Consider the following 19,674-nt stretch of genomic DNA (forward strand, 5'->3'; position numbering starts at 1 on the left):
GATAGTTTTTCTAAAAAGCTATCTTTTTTTTAGATTTTTATATGGTAAAAATTTACATTTAACAGAAATAGAGTAATATTGTATGTTATAATTTAGAATGGAAATTTATATAGACAGTATTTATAATAAGCGTTAAAAGATATTTGTTATTATTATAGACTATATTGTTATATGAGCAAAATTAGAAAAATAAAAGGATATTAAAGTGACATGCTAGAATTATTATTCGGAAACTAAGTTTCAAGGATGAGTATGAAGCTTATAATTATTTTATAGTGTTGAAGCTTAAGAAAATGGTAATTCAATTTGGAAACAGGATTGATTATATAAAAAGTATAGTGATTAATTAGAAAAATAATGAATAATAATTAGTATATACTATGTTATTAAGCCTTATTAAAATCAAAAGAAAATTAAGTTATATTTTTAAAATATTCATTAAAATTAAAGTGTTGAAAATGAGGATATATTGAGTTTAATTTTATCTTTAAATTAAAGTGGGACAATGTTAAATAGTATCTTATCTAAGAGGAACTTAAAAAATTGATTGAGGTATTTATAAGCATGAAAAGAATTATAAGGAATTTATTAATATAAGTATTATAAAAGAGAATAATTTTTATACATCAATTAATATATAATTAAAAGAACTGTAAAATGAAAATTTTATAGATAAATTTAACTATATGTTGTTTGATTCTAATATAGGAAGAAATAAAATATGTATAAAAATAGGAAGATATAATATAAACATATAATATATTATATGTAATGAGGATGTGAGTATGGTGAACAGACTAAAGCCAAAAATTTTAGGTATTAGTATCTTGTTTATTATTATAATTATTTTAACCTGTGGGGCTATTTTTAAGTTTAAGTTTAAATTGGATAATAAGTTGAAAGAGACCACGCATACATATTTGTCAGAATTTACGGAGCATAACATAATTAATCTTAAGACAAAACTTAGTGGTCAATTTGACATGCTTGAATCTATTGCTAGTTTTATGGGAAATTTAGATAATATAAATAATGATATGATGATTAATTTAATGGAGTCTGGAGTAAAGCGAAGTTCTTTAATTAGAATGTCTGTTTCTACACTGGATGGAAAAAGTTATTCTAATGATGGAATTATTACTAATTTAAAAGATAGAGATTATTTTAAAAAAGCTAAAAATGGAGAAAAAAACATATCAGAATCTTTAAAATCCATTATTGATAAGAAAGAAATAATAGTTTTAGCTACTCCTATCTATAAAGATGGAAAAGTAGCAGGTGTTTTAAGTGGAGCTTATGATTCAACTAAATTGAATGAATTATTAGGCTTATCTGCATTTGATAAAAAAGCACACGTTTATATTGCCAAAAAAAATGGATATGTAATTGCTCAAAATACAAACGAAAATAGTAAAATGTTATCATGTGTATTTAAACTTTTTAATAAGGATAATTGTGAGGAAGTAAATTGTTTAAAAGTTATAAAAGAAAATATTAAAAATGATAAATCTGGATATTCTAACTATAATTTAGATAATGAGAAATTTATGTTAAATTATCAACCACTTGGAATTAATGATTGGTATATTTTTTCTGTTGTACCAAGTGAAGTAGTATATATTCAGTCAGATAATATTTCGTATGATGTATACATATTTGCATTAGAAATATTATTAGTTATATTAATTTTTGTTGTATATATAGCTTATATTATAAATAACAATACTAAGACTATTATAAATGAAAAAGAAAAATTTAAGGCACTTACTGATAATATATTAGGAGGTGTTAAAAACTGCTTAAAAGATAAATATATGACTATGACTTATGTAAGTCAGGGGTTTTTGGAACTTACAGGTTATTCTGAAGAGGATTTAGATGTAGTTTTTAAAAATAAATTTAAAAATATGATTTATAAAGAAGATGTAGACAAGGTTAATAGTATCGTTTTGAATCAATTAAAAAGACAAGATAAAATTGAAGTTGAATATAGAATTGTAAAAAAAGATGGAAGTATAATTTGGGTTTTAGATAGAAGTAAATCTATAAAAGATAGTAAAGGGAATGAGTATATACAGGGAGTCTTAACTGATATAACAGAACTCAAGAAAATACAAGAAGAATTAGACTCAAAAAGGTTTGAAATAGAGACTATCAATGATAGCATTGTTGGTGGAATAGTGATAACTGAGATAAATGATGATTTTGATAGTATATATTTAAATGAAGGTTATTTAAATATGATTGGATACACACGTAAACAGTTAGAAGATGAATTAGATAATAAATTAATCAAGCTGATTTTAAGAGATGATAGAGCTGGAATGATTGATGATATAAATAAGCAACTTAAAGTAAATGATACATTTGCATGCGAACGAAGAGTTGAAAAACGAGATGGTAGTATTATATGGATTTTATTAAAAGGAAGAAAAATAGTTGATGAAAATGGAAACTCAGTACTATGTAGTGTAATTGTCGATATTACTTCTGCTAAATTATTAGAGCAAGAGCTTAAAAAGAGTGAAGAACGTCATGAGATTATTATAAAGCAGACACAAAATATTATAGTTGAATGGAATATAGAAAAAGACCAAATGAGTATTTCTCCTAATTGGTATAATAAATTTGGTTATGACCCTATAACTGAAAATGCAACGAAAAATATAACTAAATCAGTTGATATATATCATGATGATATAGATAAGTTTATTTTATTAACTAAGCTCACTTCATCAGGAAGTGAGTATGAGGAGTGTGAGATTAGACTTAGAGTTAGAGATACCACTTATGCATGGTTTAGTATAAAAGCAACGACACTGTTTGATGATAATGGGATACCTTATAAAGTTGTAGGTAGTTTAACTGATATTGATGAATCAAAACGAGAAGCTGAAAAATTAAAAGAGAGAGCGGAAAAAGACCCACTAACAGGTTTATATAATAAAAAAGCATCACAAGCACTTATAGAAGAATATATAACATTGGATAAAAACAGACAAGGTACTTTAATGATTATTGATATTGATGACTTTAAAGGTATAAATGATAATTTAGGTCATTTATATGGTGATGCTGTATTAAGTGAAATTGCAAGTGATTTAATAAATTTATTTAGAGCATCTGATATAGTAGGAAGAATTGGTGGAGATGAGTTTATTGTTTTTATGAAAGATATTTCTGAAACAAAAGATATTATGAACAAAGCAGAGGAATTGGTCAAAACGTTTGAGAGGTCTTTTGTAGGTAAAGGATATAATTATAAAATATCTTTGAGTGTAGGGATTGCTAGATTTCCAAAAGATGGAACAGATTACATGCAGTTATTTAGAAATGCGGACATAGCTCTTTATTCAGCTAAGGGTAAAGGAAAGAATCGTTATGCCTTGTATGATAAAAAAATTGATAAAGTACAATATATAGCAAATACAAGAAATACAGATGAAAATACCAATGTAGCAAGGTCTTTTAAGGAACATATTACAAATTATATATTTGATATATTGTATGAATCAAATAATATAGAAATGGCTGTAAATTTGATTCTTGATATTGTGGGTAAACATTTTAATGTGAGTCGTGTCTATATATTTGAAAACTCAGATGATAACCTCTACTGTAAAAATACATTTGAATGGTGTAATGAAGGAATAACAGCAGAAATTGATAATCTTAAGAATATTTACTATGGTCATTTAGGCAATTATCTTTTAAATTTTAATGCAGATGGATTATTTTATTGTAATGATGTTGATAATCTCAATAGCGATTTAAAAAATTTGCTTAAAGCACAAGGGATATGTTCAATATTACAATGTAAAATTTTAGAAGGTAATGAATTTAGAGGATTTGTAGGATTTGATGAATGTTCATATAATCGTATGTGGACCAGTGATGAAGTGGATACACTGACATTTATTTCCAAGACGCTTAGTGTGTTTTTATTAAAAATGCGTATCCAAAGTAAGCTAGAAGAATCTTTAGAAGTTCAAAAGTCTGTAATGGATAACATGGACATATGGGCTTATGTTGTTGACAGAAACACATATGAACTGTTATTTATCAATAAAAAGATGCTTGAGTCAGCCCCAGATACACATGTAGGTGATTTATGTTATAAAGTACTATGGAACAATCAGAATAAACAATGTAGAAAATGCCCTATGAGTTGTTTAAAAGATGGAACTGATACTTGTAAATCATTTATGTGTAACAAAAAGTTTGGTGTAAATGTAAATATAACGGCAACAGCTTTAAAATGGTTTGATGGTAAAGATGCATGTTTAATATTTGGTAGTGAAGTAAATAGTGTTGAGTCTGAAGCAAATATTTAAATGAGCTTCTTGTAAAGATTTCCTAACTAATTGAATAAAACGTTTAAACTACTGTATTATAGATTTACTTAAAATCACAATTTTGATTTATTGAACCTAAAACGTTCATATAAATTATTTAAGTTGTGGTTTTAAGTATTTTTTGTGTTATAATTAAGCGTTAAGAACAAAATTAAAAGATACTTTTAATTTTAAGAAAGTATTTGTTAAATATACATTGAGCAGGTGATGATATGGAAAATAGGTTTTTACCAATAAGTAAACAAGATATGATAGATAGAGGATGGGAAGAGCTAGACTTTGTGTTGGTTACAGGTGATGCATATGTAGACCATCATAGTTTTGGTACAGCAATAATATCTAGAGTTTTAGAAAATGCTGGATATAAGGTAGGTATAATAGCACAACCAAATTGGAAGACGACAGATGATTTTATGAAATTAGGAAAGCCTAGACTTGGATTTTTGGTTAATGCAGGGAATATGGATTCAATGGTGAATCACTATTCAGTGAGTAAGAAGCATAGAGATAAGGATATGTATTCTCCTGGTGGAAAAATGGGTTATAGACCAGATAGAGCTACAATAGTCTATTGTAATAAAATAAGAGAAGCATATAGCGATGTTGCAATAGTAATAGGAGGAATTGAAGCTAGTTTAAGAAGATTTGCCCATTATGATTATTGGAGTGATAAGGTTAGAAAGTCAATGTTGATAGATAGTGGAGCAGATTTATTAGTTTATGGAATGAGTGAAAAGCAGATTGTGGATGTAGCTAATGCACTTAATGATGGATATGACCCAAAATATATTAGACATATTGATGGGACATGTTATGTTGCAGATACACTAGAAGAAATATACGATAACTATATATTGATTCTATCATATAAAGAAATATGTGAAGATAAAATGAAATATGTAGAGGCTTTTAAAATTCAATATGATGAACAAGACCCATTTAGAGGAAACATAATTGTTCAACCTCATGGAAGTAAGTATTTAGTTCAAAATAAGCCAGAGAAACCTCTAAATAGAGAAGAATTGGATGAAGTTTATGGATTACCATATCAAAAAACATATCATCCTGTATATGAGAAATCTGGTGGTATACCAGCTATAGAAGAAGTGAAATTTAGCATAGTAAGTTCAAGAGGGTGTTTTGGTAGTTGTTCATTTTGTGCAATAACCTTTCATCAGGGAAGAGCTGTTCAAAGTAGAAGTGAGAAATCAATTATTGATGAAGCAGTAGGAATAACAAAATTAAATGATTTTAAAGGATATATACATGATGTTGGAGGTCCAACAGCTAATTTTAGAAGACCAGCATGTAACAAACAAATTACTAAAGGTGCATGTAAAAATAGACAATGTTTATCACCATCACCATGTAAAAACTTAGATGCAGACCATAGTGAGTATCTACATTTACTTAGAGCTGTAAGAAAATTACCTAACATAAAAAAGGTTTTTGTACGCTCTGGTATTAGGTATGATTATGTAATGGCAGATAAAAATAATAAGTTTCTTAGAGAGCTAATAGAACATCATGTAAGTGGTCAACTGAAGGTGGCTCCAGAACATATATCAGAAGAAGTTTTAGAATATATGCAAAAGCCAGCAGGAAAAACTTATGATAAGTTTAGACAGAAATTTTTTGCTATAAATGAAGAATTAGGTAAAAAACAATATTTGATACCATATTTAATGTCTAGTCATCCAGGGTCTACACTAAATAGTGCCATAGAGTTAGCTGAATATTTGAGGGATACTCATTATCAACCAGAGCAAGTTCAAGATTTTTATCCAACTCCTGGGACACTGTCAACTACAATGTTTTATACAGGAATAGACCCACTTACAATGAAGCCAGTTTATGTCCCAAAATCAAAACGAGACAAAGCAATGCAAAGAGCTTTATTACAGTATAGAGCACCTAGAAACTATGACTTGGTATATTCTGCACTAGTTGAAGCTGGAAGAGAGGATTTGATAGGTTTTGGACATAGATGTCTAATAAAACCAAAGGATGAGAAACCTTATTTTAATAGAAATAATTCTAATAAAAATAAGTCTAAGTCTTCTACTGAAAATAAAAAATATAATGCAAATAATAGAAACAATAAAAAACAACAAAAAAGTCCAAGTAAGAGAAAGAAAAAATATTAAAATAGAGTGTAGGTAAATAGTAAATAAAATTATTTAAATAAGAAGGATTATTCGATAAATTAACAGAAATTAATATAAATAAATATAATTATTTTATAAAAAGTTAGTTTCGGGAGGAAGAGATGAAAAAGTATATTTATATAATGTTATCAGCAGCATTAAGTGTAATTTTTTTAGTGGGGTGTTCACAAGGACAAAATGAAAAGCCAAAAGAAGAACCAGCAGTTGTTAAAGAAGTAAAGGTAGCTGTTCCAGATGGATTGCCAGCGGTAGCAGTAGCGAAATTAGCAAATGAAAATCCAGCAATTAAAGATGGATATGAAACAATTTATAGCATTGAGAAAACACCAGAGGCAATTTCTACTAGAGTAATGAAAAAAGATGTAGATATAGCTATAGTTCCATCAAATATGGCTGCAATAGCATATAATAAAACTTCAAGTTATAATATAGTTGGTACTGTAGGTATGGGGTCTCTTTATTTAGTATCAACAGATGATATAAAGGATTATTCTGATTTAATTGGGAAAGAAGTTGGATGTACAGGGAAAGGTCTTACTCCAGATATAACAATAAGAAGTCTTTTATCACAAAAGGATATAAATCCAGCAGATATAAATTTTAATTATGTAAACTCTGCAAGTGAATTAGTACCATTATTGGCTACAGGAAAAATTACAACAGGGATTGTTCCAGAACCTGCACTTAGTGCTTTAATGTCCAAAAATCCAAATATAAAAATTATAAAAAGTTTAAATGATTCATGGAAAGAAGTAAGTGGTTCAAAGGATGGATATCCTCAATCTACATTAATTATCAAATCTGATTTTTTAAGAGATAATAAAGAATTTGTAGATTCTTTCTTAGGACAATTATCAAATAGTGTAGATTGGGCAAATAAAAATCCTGAGGAATTAGGTAAATATTCTGAGGAGATAGAAATATCTACTGAACCTAAAATAATAGGCAAAGCTCTTGAAAGAGCTAATTTAAAGTATATTCCAGTTAAAGATATGATTAATGATTACAAAAACTACTATGAAAAATTAGCTAATTTTGATGATAAGACAGTAGGAGGCAAAGTGCCAGATGAAGCAATATACTTTGTTGAAAAATAAGAAAATTAAAGAACAATTTATAGACAAATTAGAGGTAACACTTTCTTGTGTTATCCTCTTATTTTTGTGGCAAATTATTGCTTTAAAAATTAACAATGATATATTCTTGCCAACTATAAATCAAGTCTCTAGTAGTATCAAAGAAATAGTATTAAATTCTAATTTCTATATAGACATACTTTACTCAATAGGTAGATGTTTTTTTAGTTTTTTATTTGCTTTGATTTTTGCTATCATATTGTCTATAGTAGCATACTTAAGCAGGATTTTTAGAAATTTATTAAAGCCAATTAATGCTCTAGCACGTTCAATACCAACGATGATATTAGTAGTACTTGCACTAATTTGGTTTAAAAAAGATACTACACCTTTTATAGTTGGGTTTACTATAGTTTTTCCAATCTTATACGAGAGTGTTTTAGGAGCAATATTGAATATTGATAAAAATTTATTAGAAATGGCAAGCGTGTATAAGATAAGGTTTATAGATAAGGTGTTGAAAATCTATTTACCAGCTATAAAATTTCAAATTATATCTATATTAGTATCGACATTTTCATTAAGCTTAAAAGTCGCTATAGCAGGAGAGGTATATAGTCAACCTACATATGGTATTGGGACTATGATACAAACTGAAAAAATTAATTTTAATACATCTGGGATATTTGCATGGATAATTATAATAGTTTTAATATCAGTCATTTTACAAGTAGCTCAAAAATTTTTGTCAAGGAGAGCTTTTTTATGGAAAAGATAAGGTTAAGTATTGAGAATATAAATAAAAAATATGATAATCATATTATATTTAAAAATTTTAATATTGATTTTTATATAGATAATGTTAACTGTATACTTGGGAAGTCTGGATGTGGAAAAACTACTCTCTTAAATATAATAAGTGGTATTATAGAAAATGATACTTGTAATTTAAATATTAAAGAAAGTTCAAATAAAATTGGGAGTAAGCTAGATGTAAGTTACATATTTCAAGAAGATAGGCTAATAGATTGGCTAACTGTAGAAGAAAATATAAAGATAGTTGTAAATAAACACTACAGTAAAACTCAATTAGATAAAATTTGTGATGAATATTTAGATTTGGTTGGAATTATTAAATATAAAAAATTTTATCCTCAGATGCTTAGTGGAGGGCTTAGGCAAAGAGTGAATATTGCTAGAGCATTTATCTATCCATCAAAGACTATTATAATGGATGAACCTTTTAAATCTATTGATGCAAAGAATAAACAAATAATAATGGATAATTTTAAAGACATACTTAAAAAAGAAAAAAGAACTGTTTTATTTGTAACTCATGATATTGAAGAAGCATTATTTTTAGCAGATAATATCTTTATTTTAGGAGATTCTCCTGTGAGAATAAAAAAAGAACTAAAAAATTCTAGTGAATTGGAAAAAAATGAAGTTTTGAAGTTAATATAGAGTTATAATAATATTGTTGTTTTAAAATATAATTATTTTAACTATAATACTCTATTAAAATAGTACAGAATATTCGAAAACATGGATAATGTTCGTATTTTATAAAAAGGAAGTGAATGTATGATTAAAGTAAAAACTAATGCTATGAGAATTTTAGATTCAAACAAAATTGATTATAAGGTACTATCTTATGAAGTCAAAAGTGAACATGTAGATGGTGTAGAGGTAGCACATGATATAGGAAGAGATGTAAATGAAGTATATAAGACTCTAGTAACTCAAGGAGTTAGTAAGAGTATTTATGTATATGTAATACCAGTACATGAAAATTTAGACTTAAAAAAAGCTGCAAAAGTAGCTAAAGAAAAAAGTGTGGATATGATTCATGTAAAAGATATAAATAAGCTTACAGGATATATTAGAGGTGGTTGTTCTCCTGTAGGGATGAAGAAGCTTTATAAGACTTTTGTAAATGAAAGTGCAAAACAATTAGATACAATTATAGTAAGTGCTGGAAAAATAGGATACCAAATAGAATTATCACCACTTGATTTACAGAAACTTATAAAAGTAGAGTTTACAGATGTAATAAAAAAATAGATATTTCAGATAAAAAATTGATGACAAAAAATTATATGATTAATAAAATAAATAATGACTTAAAAATAAACATTTAACTACTATTATGTAATTGATATAAAAATATTGAGAAATTTTAAAAATGATGGTAAAGTGTAAATATGATTACGAATATTTTTTATAAAGTAATGGAGGGATGTTCGCTTGAGGAAGATAAAATCTGAACAAATTGTTGAACAAGTAAAAAAACTTTGCATAGAAGCTAGTTTATACTTAGGAGATGATGTCTTAAGCTGTATAAAAGAGAAAGCTAAAACTGAAAAAAGTGAAGTTGGAAAAAATATATTAAATATATTAGTTGAAAATGCTGAAATAGCAAAGGGAAAAAATATACCAATATGCCAAGATACTGGTATGGCTGTATTTTTTGTTGAAATAGGACAAGAGGTTTTAGTTGAAGGAGATACAATTACTGATGCTATAAATGAGGGAGTAAGACAAGGGTACGAGGAAGGATATTTGAGAAAATCTGTTGTAAGTCCAATTAGTAGAATAAATACAAAGGATAATACTCCTGCCATTATTCATTATGAAATGGTAAAAGGCGATGAAATTAAAATAGAGTTTGCTGCTAAGGGATTTGGAAGCGAAAATATGAGTAAAATGAAGATGTTAAAGCCATCAGATGGATTAGAAGGAATTAAAAAATTTATTATTGATACAGTTTCAGAAGCTGGACCTAATCCATGCCCTCCTATGGTAATTGGAGTTGGTATAGGTGGAACTGTAGATAAATGTGCTCAAATAGCTAAAAAAGCACTTTTTAGAGAACTAGGCGAATTTAATGAAGATGAAAATATTGCAAAATTAGAAAGTGAATTATTAGCCTCTATTAATAAATTGGGGATAGGACCTCAGGGGTTAGGAGGAACTACAACAGCTTTAGGTTTAAATATAGAGACTTTTCCTACACATATAGCAGGTCTTCCTGTTGTTGTAAATATAAACTGCCATGCATCAAGACATAAAAAGGTAGTAATTTAGGAGGAAAAATAAAATGATAAAGATAACTACACCTGTAAGTGAGATTGATATAGCTAAGTTAAATTGTGGAGATACAATTAGTCTAAGTGGTATACTTTATACAGCAAGAGATGCAGCTCATAAAAGATTGATAGATTGTATAAATAAAGGTGAAGAGTTACCATTCGATGTAAATGGTCAAGGTATATACTATGTAGGTCCTACTCCAACAAAACCAGGAGAAGTTATAGGAGCAGCAGGGCCAACGACGAGTTATAGAATGGATGATTTGACGATACCTCTTTTAGAGAGAGGTCTTAGATTGATGATAGGTAAAGGAAAAAGAAGTGAAGAAGTTATACAAGGTATGGAGAAGTATGGAGCAGTTTACCTTGCAGCAATAGGAGGAGCTGGTGCATACATTTCAAATTCGATAAAATCATGTGAAATTATTGCATATGAAGACTTAGGACCTGAAGCTATAAGGAAGATTGTAGTAGAAGACCTTAAACTTACAGTAGCTATAGATAGTTATGGAAATAATATCTATGAACAAGGAAGAGCAATTTATGAATGTAAATAAATTTTGAAAATTTATATAAATACTAAATATACAAAACAATTTAATTGTAAACATTTTAAGGAGGAAGATTGATGTCTAAGGATTATGCAAAATTGGCATTAGAAATGCATGAAATTAATAAAGGGAAAATAAATGTAGAAAGTAAGGTAGAAGTTAAAACTAAGGATGATTTATCAACAGCATATACGCCAGGTGTTGCAGAGCCTTGTCTAAAAATACATGAAAATCAAGATGATGTTTATAGATATACTTCTAAAGGTAATTTAGTAGCAGTAGTTAGTGATGGAAGTGCTGTACTTGGATTAGGCAATATTGGTGCTGAAGCAGCTATACCTGTTATGGAAGGTAAATCTATATTATTTAAGCAATTTGGAGATGTAGATGCTTTTCCAATATGTTTAAAGACTAATGATGTAGATGAAATAGTTAAGTCTGTGGAATTAATGGAACCAGTATTTGGAGGAATAAATTTAGAGGATATATCTTCTCCAAGATGTTTTGAAATAGAGGATAGATTAAAAAAATCTTTGAGTATACCTGTTTTTCATGATGACCAACACGGTACTGCAATAGTAGTGGCAGCAGCAATAATAAATGCAATAAAGTTAATTGAAAACAAAAAAATAGAAGATTTAGAAATAGTTATAAATGGAGCAGGTGCTGCAGGTATAGCAATAGCAAAAATATTACTTAAAATGAATGTTAAAAATATAGTATTATGTAACAGAAGTGGTGCACTGGAAGCCAACATGGAAAGATTAAATTTGGTTCAAAAAGAAATGTTAGATGTAACTAATATAAGAAATGAAAAAGGTTCTTTGAAAGATGTTATAAAAGGTAAAGATGTATTCATAGGTGTTTCAGGTCCAAAAACTGTAACAAAAGAAATGGTTGAAAGTATGTCTGAAAAACCAATAATATTAGCAATGGCAAATCCTACTCCAGAAATAATGCCAGAGGAAGCAAAACTAGGTGGAGCGTTTATAATGGGAACTGGTCGTTCAGATTTCCCTAATCAAGTTAATAATGTTTTAGCATTTCCAGGAATATTTAGAGGGGCACTTGATGTGAAAGCTAAAGAAATAAATGAAGAAATGAAAATAGCGGCTGCATATGCAATTGCTAATACAATAACTGATGAAGAAATATGTCCAGAGTATATATTACCAGATGTATTTAACAAAAATGTAGTAAAAAATGTTGCTGAAGCAGTTAAAGAAGCAGCAATAAAGACTAAAGTAAATAGAATATAATTTTTATTTAAGAATCCAAAACTTAAGTGAGTAAATAAAATATAGACTAATAGAATTTATATATTAATATATAATTTTATTAGTCTTTTTATTGTTAATATGACATAATCATGTCATATTAATATTGCTATAATTTAAATATGGTCAAGAGCCAAAGAAAAATATACAAGGAGTGATTATATATGGAAGAAACTAGATTTTGTCAATGTTGTGGCATGCCAATGGGATGTACTAATGAATTGTATGGAACAAATAAAGATGGAAGTAAAAGTGATGATTACTGTAGTTATTGTTTTAAAGATGGTGAATTTACTGCTGATATAAGTATGGCAGAGATGATAGAAATCTGTATACCTCCTATGGTTCAAAGTAATAAAGGTATGACTGAAGATGAAGCAAGGAGTATGATGAATAATTTCTTTCCAAAATTAAAACGCTGGAAATAAGCTTATACAAAATCAATAACTCATATAAACTTCATGAAAACTTAATACTATAAACACATTAACTCTATATACTAATATTATTATATTTTATTAAATAATGTATTGGAGGAGTTAAAATGAAAGATTTTATTGAGAAGTTGAAAAAAGCTTTTAGAGTTAAACAATTAAAAAAAATATCAAAGGTTTCAATTACAATGTATTGTTTATCTGTCATGTTGGTTATTTATGGTATATATGTATTTATAAATTGTACTGAATACATATATACTATGCTATCTACAAAACAGTTGGCATTCACAGGAAATGAATATACTATTATAAATTATTATATGAGTAACTTTAGTCAGTATATAATATTTGCTATTTTACTTGCATCAATGGGATTTGTGATACAAAAGCTAGGGAATATGAATTTCGATAAGATGGGACTTAGTGGTAACTATTCAACAAATATTAGAAATATAAGTGATATTTTTATAGATAATAGTAAAGATAGTGAAATGTTTGATAAAGTCAGTATTGAAAATAGTATTTTAAAAAATAAATAATACAAATAGATAAAATATGATTAAAAAAAGCTTAGAATACTTAGTGTATTTTAAGCTTTTTTAATTATTAGGATTTCAAGGTATTGTATTTTTAAAAGAGTAAAAATATAATAAGTTAAGTATATAATAAATGAAAAATAAAAATAAATAAAATGGAAGTGATTGAGATGAGTAGTATATTGTTGGTTGAAGATGATTTAAGCTTGATATATGGATTAGAATTTTCTATACAAAAGAGTGGCTTTAGTGTTGATATAGCAAGAACAGTAAAAGAAGCATTGCGAATGTACAAAGAAAAAAATTATGATTTACTGATTTTGGATGTATCCTTACCTGATGGTAATGGTTTTGATATTTGTAAAAAGGTAAGAGAAGTTTCTAATGTGCCAATTATATTTTTAACTGCTTCTGATGAAGAAGTAAATGTAGTGATGGGGCTTGATATGGGTGGAGATGATTACATAACAAAACCTTTTAAATTAAATGAGTTAATTTAAAGAATAAAAGCTTTACTTAGGCGTTATAATTTTACAAATGAAAATGTAACTGAACTAAAGTCAAATAGTATTACTGTTAAATTACTTGAAAATCGTGTTTTTAAAAATGAAATTGAGCTGGAGCTTACTACAGCAGAATATAAATTATTGTGCCTATTTATGAAAAATAAAAATATCATACTTACAAGAAAAAATATATTGGACAAGTTATGGGATGGAAATGGTAGTTTTGTAGATGATAACACTCTGTCAGTATATGTAAGAAGGCTTAGAAATAAGATTGAAGATAATCCTGAAAATCCAAAATTTCTATTAACAGTTAGAAGAATGGGTTACAAATGGAATGTTATAAAGTGAGGGTGTTAAATATGAAGATATTTTCTAATAAAGACATAAAAATATTTTTTTTGGTGATTATATCCGTTTTATTAATGTTTATAGTAGTAGGTCAAATAGTAGTTGTAAATATAACCAATGATTATAAAAGAGCATTGGTAGAATATGATTATAATATAGCTGGATACTTACATAGTATGGGTGTTGATAAATCAAAAATACCAGTAGTATTCACTACTAATAAAGATAAATATATTGGAAATATTATAACATCTGAAAATACTTTTACAAATGTAACAGGTATGAAAGACTATGTAATAATTGATACTCAAGTTGATGAAGATGCTCCTGGAAATTTAATTCAAAATATAAGAAGTGTACTAGATGATAATTTAGAGGTTCGAGATAAGCGACAAGGTAACTTAGAAGCTAGAAATTCATTTTACACTATGGCAATTTTTGTATATGGGTTTGTATTTATAATTGCCATTATAAGTATGTTTAATATCATAAACAGTATGAATATAAGTGTTACAAGTAGAATAAATTACTATGGAATTATGCGTGCAATAGGCATGTCCAATAAGCAATTAAGAAAAATGGTAATAGTAGAGTCAAGTACATATGCTTTAAGTGGTTGTTTACTGGGGAGTGTACTTGGATTAATATTACATAGGTATATATTTGTATCTTTAGTAACATTAAAGTTTCATATAGAGTGGCAAATACCTTTTGATTTGCTGTTTATCATTGTGGTAACTATGATAATAATAACTTTACTTTCAGTAAGAAAACCAATTAAAAAGATTTGTGAACTAGACATAATAGATGTAGTAAATGCACAATAAATATAGGTAGTAACCTAAATAAAAAATCGAAGTAAATATGAAATAGAAAATATCTTTCATTTTTACTTCGATTTTTGTGTTATATAATTTATTTTAAATAAGTTCCATCTTCATCTTGATAAATTAAATCTTTCTTCATAAGTACTCCAAGAGCACGTTTGAAATTTTTCTTACTTGAATTAAATAAGATAGAAATATCTTTAGGGTCAGATTTATCATTAAATCTCATATATCCATCTGAACCTTCTAAATAGCTTAAAATTTTATTTTCTAAGGTATCAAGTTCATCTTTTCTGTTTCCTCTAGGAGAAAGCCCTAATTTACCATCATCATATATTTTTATAACATGTAAATTTTCAAGAACATCTCCAGCTTTTAATTCTGTAAAGTATTCATTATGAAGGATTACACCAGCATATTTATTGTCAACACATATCATAGCAGAGTTATTGGTTTGGAACCCATATACAACTCCATTTACCATATCTCCTACATTGTAAGTATGGTCTGTTTCTAAATATGAATCTATGTCTGTAGTAGCAGCGATTCTTCCGCTTTTATCCAAATATATATAAAATAAATATTTTTCATCTCTAAACAATGGATAGGTCTTAGATTTAAAAGGAACTAGTATGTCTTTTGTAAGCCCCATATCTATAAAAGTACCAATGTCAGTGTTATCAACCACTTTTAGATAAGCAACATCTCCAACTTTAGCTAAAGGAGGTATTAAAGTTGCAGCAGTTCTGTCATCAGAATCTTTAAATATGAAAGCATTTACTTCATCGCCTATATTTATTTCATTTTTTCCTATTAATCTATTGTGAAGAAGCACATCATCCTTGGTGTTATTAGTTTGTCCATCTAGGAAATATCCAAATTCTGTTTTTCTTTTTACTATAAGTTTATTAAAATCACCTATTTTTATCAAATTAAAATCATCCTCTCATTTTATATTTACAATTTAGTTATACTACTCTTATGTAGTAGTGTTTCACAGTATATATATTAGTATTAGTGAAATTTATAATAAATAATGTAATTATTCATGCATTTTCAATTATTTAGCTTCTTATATAGTATAAACTCCAATTTCTTTTTTGTCTTTAGATTTCCCTAAAATTTTTACAAAATAAGTTAAAAGTATTGAAATAAATTTTCTTTTAAAGTATAATTGGTATATACCAAAATTGGTATATACCATATTGAAAAGTGGTGATTTTATGAAAATAGTGGATAAATCTAGTAATATACCATTGCATACTCAACTAAGTGCCATAATAAGAGAGATGATAGAAACTGGTGAACTTAAAGAAGGTGATGCAATAATACCAGAAAGAGAACTTTGTAATATACAAAATGTAAGTCGCATGACAGTGAATAAAACTATTGTTGGCTTAGTTACAGAAGGTCTTCTTTATAGGGTACAAGGAAAGGGTACATTCGTCGCAAAGCAAAAAAAGAAGTATCAGTTTTCAAATGTAAAAGGTTTTACTGATGTAATGAAAGAAAAAGGAGTAAACATAAGAACTGATATATTATCCTTTGAGATGGAACTACCAGACGATTTAGTAAAAAGAAAGCTTGGAATAAGTGATAATACAACAAATATATATAAAATTATTAGACTTAGATATACAGATGGAGAGCCATTTGGATTAGAAATAGTGTATCTATCAGAAGAAATGTGTAAAGGTCTTACAAAAGGAATATTAGATAATTCTTCATTATATAGAGTTTTGAATGAGAAATATGGCTATAAGATACAAAAAGCTGAGCAAGTAATGGAGCCAATTATACTTTCAGATGAAGAAAGTAAGCTACTTGAAACAGAAGAAGGTTCTTTAGCCCTTAAACTTCATAGGAATTCTTATAATAAAGAAGGTAATCCTATAGAGTATACCATATCGATATTTAGAACAGATAAATATCAATATGAAATAGTATTGAGTGAGTAGGTGAATAAGGTGAAATGTTTAATTAATGGGAAAATAATATTAAAGAATCAAATTTTAGAAAACAAAGTACTAGTATTTGATGAAAAAATAATTGATATATCTGATGAGATACCAAATGATTGTGAAGTTATAGATGTTGGTGGTAAATATATCTCTCCAGGTCTTATTGATATTCATATACATGGAAACATGGGAAAAGACACAATGGATTCAACTGATGAATCTATAGAGACAATTTCAAAATCAATAATGAGACATGGTGTAACATCTTTTCTTCCAACTACAATGACAATGGATAAAGAGCATGTTTATGATGCACTTGAAGTTATCAAAAAAGCTAAAAGTAGAAAACTTGGAGGAGCTCAAGTATTAGGAGCACATTTAGAAGGACCTTTTATAAATGAAAATTATAAGGGGGCACAAAATGAAAAATTTATAATAAATTCAAAATATGAATTTATCAAAGAATACAAGAATGTTATCAAGGTAATAACTTATGCTCCAGAAAAGGATATAGACTTTGACTTTACTAGAGAAATCAAAAGATGTACAAATATAGTTTTATCTATAGGTCACAGTAATGCAAGTTATGAGCAAGCTAAAGAAGCTATAAACTTAGGTGTAACAAATATAACTCATATGTTTAATGCAATGACTGGATTAAACCATAGAGATCCTGGTGTTGTTGGTGCAGCACTTACAACTGATGTATATAGTGAGTTAATAGCAGATACAATCCATATAAATAAAGATTTATTTCAATTTATATTGAACAACAAAGGTAGAGAAAAATTGATTTTAATAACGGATTCTATTGAAGCGGGTGGGCTTGAAGATGGAAATTATGCTCTTGGAGGTCAAAAAGTTATAGTAAAAGGCAATGAAGCAAGACTTGAAAATGGTGCATTAGCTGGTAGTGTATTATCTTTAAATAAAATGGTACTTAACTTTTTAAATAATACAAACCTTAGAGTAAATGAAGCAATTAATTTAGCATCCTTGAACCCAGCAACATCTTTAGGCATAAATGATAAAAAAGGAAGTCTAGATATAGGTAAAGATGCAGATATAGCTGTGTTTGATGAAAACTTGGACTGCAAGATGACTCTATGCTTGGGTGAAGTAGTATACAAAAATATGTAGAATGTAAAAAATAAGCTTTAAATAAAATAAAAGTTATATAAAAATAGTAATAAATTAAACTTATATCAATTAAAGTATTAGCTAAAATTTAGGAGGAACAAAATGAGAGTATTAGTATGTAAAGATTATGATGGAATGAGTAAAAAAGCAGCTGAAATGATAGCAGCTCAAATAGTTTTAAAGCCAAATTCAATATTAGGATTAGCTACGGGAAGTACGCCAATAGGTATGTATAGAGATTTAGTTAAGAAATATAATGAAAATATAGTAGATTTTTCAGATGTAATAAGCTTTAATTTAGATGAATACTATAAGTTGCCAATATCTAATGACCAAAGTTATGATTATTTTATGAAAGAAAATCTGTTTAATCATGTAAACATTAAGTCAGAAAATACTCATTTACCAAATGGAATGGCTGATGATATTGAAAAAGAATGTATAAATTACGAAGCTTCTATTGATAGAGCAGGTGGTATAGATGTACAAGTACTTGGAATAGGTCGTAATGCTCATATAGGTTTTAATGAACCTGATAATAAATTTGCAAAAAGAACTCATGTAGTTGAATTAACAGAATCTACAATAGAAGCTAATGCAAGATTCTTTGAATCAAGAGAAGATGTTCCTAAAAAAGCTGTAAGTATGGGAATTGGTTCAATTTTAAAATCTAAAAAAATATTACTTTTAGCTTCAGGAGAAGAAAAAGCTGATGCAGTATATAAAACTGTTTATGGGGATATAACTCCAGAAGTTCCTGGTTCTATACTTCAACTTCACAAAGATACTATAGTTATAGTAGATGAAGCAGCAGCAAGTAAACTGAATCCAAAAGATTATAAATTAGTATAAGAATATAATTGGGTTTAAGTAAAAAATAGCTATCTTTAAATAATAAAATTTATTTAAAGATAGCTATTTTTATTTAAGTTATTTAGTTATTATTTTTTACGAAAACTCGTTATCAAGAAGTATCCAAATAATATATTAAAAATTATTATATTAAGTGGTATTCGGTCAAGCATAATAAAACTACCTATAATTGGAATTTTGCCAACTGGAAACATAAATATTAATACAGGCATTAATGTTAGTAAAAAAGATGGAAGACAGAGAAGGATTAATCTTGGAATATCAATATACCAATTGCCAGTTTTTTTATACTCCTTAATAAATAATTCAGTTCCTAACAATAAACCAATGCCACCAGAGGAGATTAAATTAATAAAAATAAATTTTTTAAAGTCTTGCATAAAACCAGTGCCAAATTTACGATAGAAGTCAAAATTCAATTTAACAGCTAAAAAATACATACTTAATAGAATAATTAAAAATAAAAGATATGTAAGCGTTTTTTTCATTTTAAATTCTCCCTTCAGAGATACTTTACCTAGTTT

The 19,674-nt window shown here is 27.4% G+C and carries 17 protein-coding genes and 1 pseudogene; 16 read left to right on the plus strand and 2 right to left on the minus strand.

Going from position 1 to position 19,674, the window contains the following annotated elements:
- Positions 1-785: 785 nt before the first annotated feature.
- The 13 genes and pseudogenes from IC213_RS13970 to IC213_RS14030 all read left to right on the plus strand — a co-directional run bounded on the left by IC213_RS13970 (position 786) and on the right by IC213_RS14030 (position 15,176).
- Positions 786-4,334 carry a diguanylate cyclase domain-containing protein gene (locus IC213_RS13970; RefSeq protein WP_227863187.1) on the plus strand — a complete coding sequence of 1,183 codons (3,549 nt, stop codon included), beginning with the start codon at positions 786-788 and terminating at the stop codon, positions 4,332-4,334.
- 233 nt (positions 4,335-4,567) lie between these two features.
- Positions 4,568-6,502, plus strand: a complete 1,935-nt coding sequence (locus IC213_RS13975) for a YgiQ family radical SAM protein (protein WP_227863188.1) — start codon at positions 4,568-4,570, stop codon at positions 6,500-6,502.
- Positions 6,503-6,624: 122 nt separating this feature from the next.
- Positions 6,625-7,620, plus strand: a complete 996-nt coding sequence (locus IC213_RS13980) for an ABC transporter substrate-binding protein (RefSeq protein ID WP_227436690.1) — start codon at positions 6,625-6,627, stop codon at positions 7,618-7,620.
- The gene (locus tag IC213_RS13985) at positions 7,592-8,377 is read left to right on the plus strand and encodes an ABC transporter permease subunit (RefSeq protein WP_227845896.1); all 786 of its coding nucleotides are present in this window, start codon (positions 7,592-7,594) and stop codon (positions 8,375-8,377) included. Before IC213_RS13980 ends, IC213_RS13985 begins: the two co-directional genes overlap by 29 nt.
- Positions 8,365-9,063: an ABC transporter ATP-binding protein gene (locus tag IC213_RS13990; protein ID WP_227863189.1), complete on the plus strand. Its 699-nt coding sequence runs from the start codon at positions 8,365-8,367 to the stop codon at positions 9,061-9,063. Before IC213_RS13985 ends, IC213_RS13990 begins: the two co-directional genes overlap by 13 nt.
- A gap of 120 nt (positions 9,064-9,183) precedes the next feature.
- Positions 9,184-9,663: a Cys-tRNA(Pro) deacylase gene (gene ybaK / locus IC213_RS13995; RefSeq protein ID WP_227436683.1), complete on the plus strand. Its 480-nt coding sequence runs from the start codon at positions 9,184-9,186 to the stop codon at positions 9,661-9,663.
- A gap of 183 nt (positions 9,664-9,846) precedes the next feature.
- On the plus strand, positions 9,847-10,686 hold the full coding sequence (locus IC213_RS14000) for a fumarate hydratase (RefSeq protein ID WP_227855778.1): 840 nt from the start codon (positions 9,847-9,849) through the stop codon (positions 10,684-10,686).
- A 13-nt stretch (positions 10,687-10,699) separates the two neighbouring features.
- Entirely contained in the window at positions 10,700-11,248 is a 549-nt protein-coding gene (locus IC213_RS14005) for a Fe-S-containing hydro-lyase (protein WP_227436679.1), read from the plus strand.
- Positions 11,249-11,319: 71 nt separating this feature from the next.
- Positions 11,320-12,501 (plus strand): NADP-dependent malic enzyme, encoded by a 1,182-nt coding sequence (locus IC213_RS14010; protein ID WP_227863190.1) that lies wholly within the window; start codon positions 11,320-11,322, stop codon positions 12,499-12,501.
- A gap of 182 nt (positions 12,502-12,683) precedes the next feature.
- Positions 12,684-12,947 (plus strand): zinc ribbon domain-containing protein, encoded by a 264-nt coding sequence (locus tag IC213_RS14015; RefSeq protein ID WP_227863191.1) that lies wholly within the window; start codon positions 12,684-12,686, stop codon positions 12,945-12,947.
- Positions 12,948-13,063: 116 nt separating this feature from the next.
- Positions 13,064-13,495, plus strand: coding sequence for a hypothetical protein (locus tag IC213_RS14020; RefSeq protein ID WP_227436674.1), 432 nt, complete (start codon positions 13,064-13,066; stop codon positions 13,493-13,495).
- A 167-nt stretch (positions 13,496-13,662) separates the two neighbouring features.
- Positions 13,663-14,349: pseudogene (locus tag IC213_RS14025) on the plus strand (response regulator transcription factor).
- An 11-nt stretch (positions 14,350-14,360) separates the two neighbouring features.
- Positions 14,361-15,176 carry an ABC transporter permease gene (locus tag IC213_RS14030; protein WP_227436669.1) on the plus strand — a complete coding sequence of 272 codons (816 nt, stop codon included), beginning with the start codon at positions 14,361-14,363 and terminating at the stop codon, positions 15,174-15,176.
- Between the two features lie 88 nt (positions 15,177-15,264).
- Here IC213_RS14030 and IC213_RS14035 read toward each other — a convergent pair whose 3' ends face one another.
- Positions 15,265-16,107 carry a S1-like domain-containing RNA-binding protein gene (locus IC213_RS14035; protein ID WP_227436668.1) on the minus strand — a complete coding sequence of 281 codons (843 nt, stop codon included), beginning with the start codon at positions 16,105-16,107 and terminating at the stop codon, positions 15,265-15,267.
- Between the two features lie 292 nt (positions 16,108-16,399).
- Between IC213_RS14035 and IC213_RS14040 the strand changes: the two genes are divergently transcribed.
- The 3 genes from IC213_RS14040 to nagB all read left to right on the plus strand — a co-directional run bounded on the left by IC213_RS14040 (position 16,400) and on the right by nagB (position 19,129).
- Positions 16,400-17,134, plus strand: coding sequence for a GntR family transcriptional regulator (locus tag IC213_RS14040; RefSeq protein ID WP_227436666.1), 735 nt, complete (start codon positions 16,400-16,402; stop codon positions 17,132-17,134).
- Positions 17,135-17,143: 9 nt separating this feature from the next.
- On the plus strand, positions 17,144-18,277 hold the full coding sequence (gene nagA, locus IC213_RS14045; protein WP_227436664.1) for an N-acetylglucosamine-6-phosphate deacetylase: 1,134 nt from the start codon (positions 17,144-17,146) through the stop codon (positions 18,275-18,277).
- Positions 18,278-18,379: 102 nt separating this feature from the next.
- Positions 18,380-19,129, plus strand: coding sequence for a glucosamine-6-phosphate deaminase (gene nagB / locus IC213_RS14050; protein WP_227436662.1), 750 nt, complete (start codon positions 18,380-18,382; stop codon positions 19,127-19,129).
- An 89-nt stretch (positions 19,130-19,218) separates the two neighbouring features.
- Here the strand turns inward: nagB and IC213_RS14055 are convergent, their stop codons facing one another.
- Complete coding sequence (locus tag IC213_RS14055) at positions 19,219-19,638, minus strand: hypothetical protein (RefSeq protein WP_227436660.1); 420 nt, start codon at positions 19,636-19,638, stop codon at positions 19,219-19,221.
- Positions 19,639-19,674 lie beyond the last annotated feature (36 nt).

The organism is Clostridioides sp. ES-S-0049-02 (assembly GCF_020658465.1).
In the GTDB taxonomy this organism is placed as follows: domain Bacteria; phylum Bacillota; class Clostridia; order Peptostreptococcales; family Peptostreptococcaceae; genus Clostridioides.

Excerpts from the sequence above, each read along its gene's own strand:
- IC213_RS13970 (WP_227863187.1), top strand. The coding sequence starts at position 786 with ATGGTGAACAGACTAAAGCCAAAAATTTTAGGTATTAGTATCTTGTTT.
- IC213_RS13975 (WP_227863188.1), top strand. The coding sequence starts at position 4,568 with ATGGAAAATAGGTTTTTACCAATAAGTAAACAAGATATGATAGATAGA.
- IC213_RS13980 (WP_227436690.1), top strand. The coding sequence starts at position 6,625 with ATGAAAAAGTATATTTATATAATGTTATCAGCAGCATTAAGTGTAATT.
- IC213_RS13985 (WP_227845896.1), top strand. The coding sequence starts at position 7,592 with ATGAAGCAATATACTTTGTTGAAAAATAAGAAAATTAAAGAACAATTT.
- IC213_RS13990 (WP_227863189.1), top strand. The coding sequence starts at position 8,365 with ATGGAAAAGATAAGGTTAAGTATTGAGAATATAAATAAAAAATATGAT.
- ybaK (WP_227436683.1), top strand. The coding sequence starts at position 9,184 with ATGATTAAAGTAAAAACTAATGCTATGAGAATTTTAGATTCAAACAAA.
- IC213_RS14005 (WP_227436679.1), top strand. The coding sequence starts at position 10,700 with ATGATAAAGATAACTACACCTGTAAGTGAGATTGATATAGCTAAGTTA.
- IC213_RS14010 (WP_227863190.1), top strand. The coding sequence starts at position 11,320 with ATGTCTAAGGATTATGCAAAATTGGCATTAGAAATGCATGAAATTAAT.
- IC213_RS14015 (WP_227863191.1), top strand. The coding sequence starts at position 12,684 with ATGGAAGAAACTAGATTTTGTCAATGTTGTGGCATGCCAATGGGATGT.
- IC213_RS14020 (WP_227436674.1), top strand. The coding sequence starts at position 13,064 with ATGAAAGATTTTATTGAGAAGTTGAAAAAAGCTTTTAGAGTTAAACAA.
- IC213_RS14030 (WP_227436669.1), top strand. The coding sequence starts at position 14,361 with ATGAAGATATTTTCTAATAAAGACATAAAAATATTTTTTTTGGTGATT.
- IC213_RS14040 (WP_227436666.1), top strand. The coding sequence starts at position 16,400 with ATGAAAATAGTGGATAAATCTAGTAATATACCATTGCATACTCAACTA.
- nagB (WP_227436662.1), top strand. The coding sequence starts at position 18,380 with ATGAGAGTATTAGTATGTAAAGATTATGATGGAATGAGTAAAAAAGCA.
- IC213_RS14055 (WP_227436660.1), bottom strand. The coding sequence starts at position 19,638 with ATGAAAAAAACGCTTACATATCTTTTATTTTTAATTATTCTATTAAGT.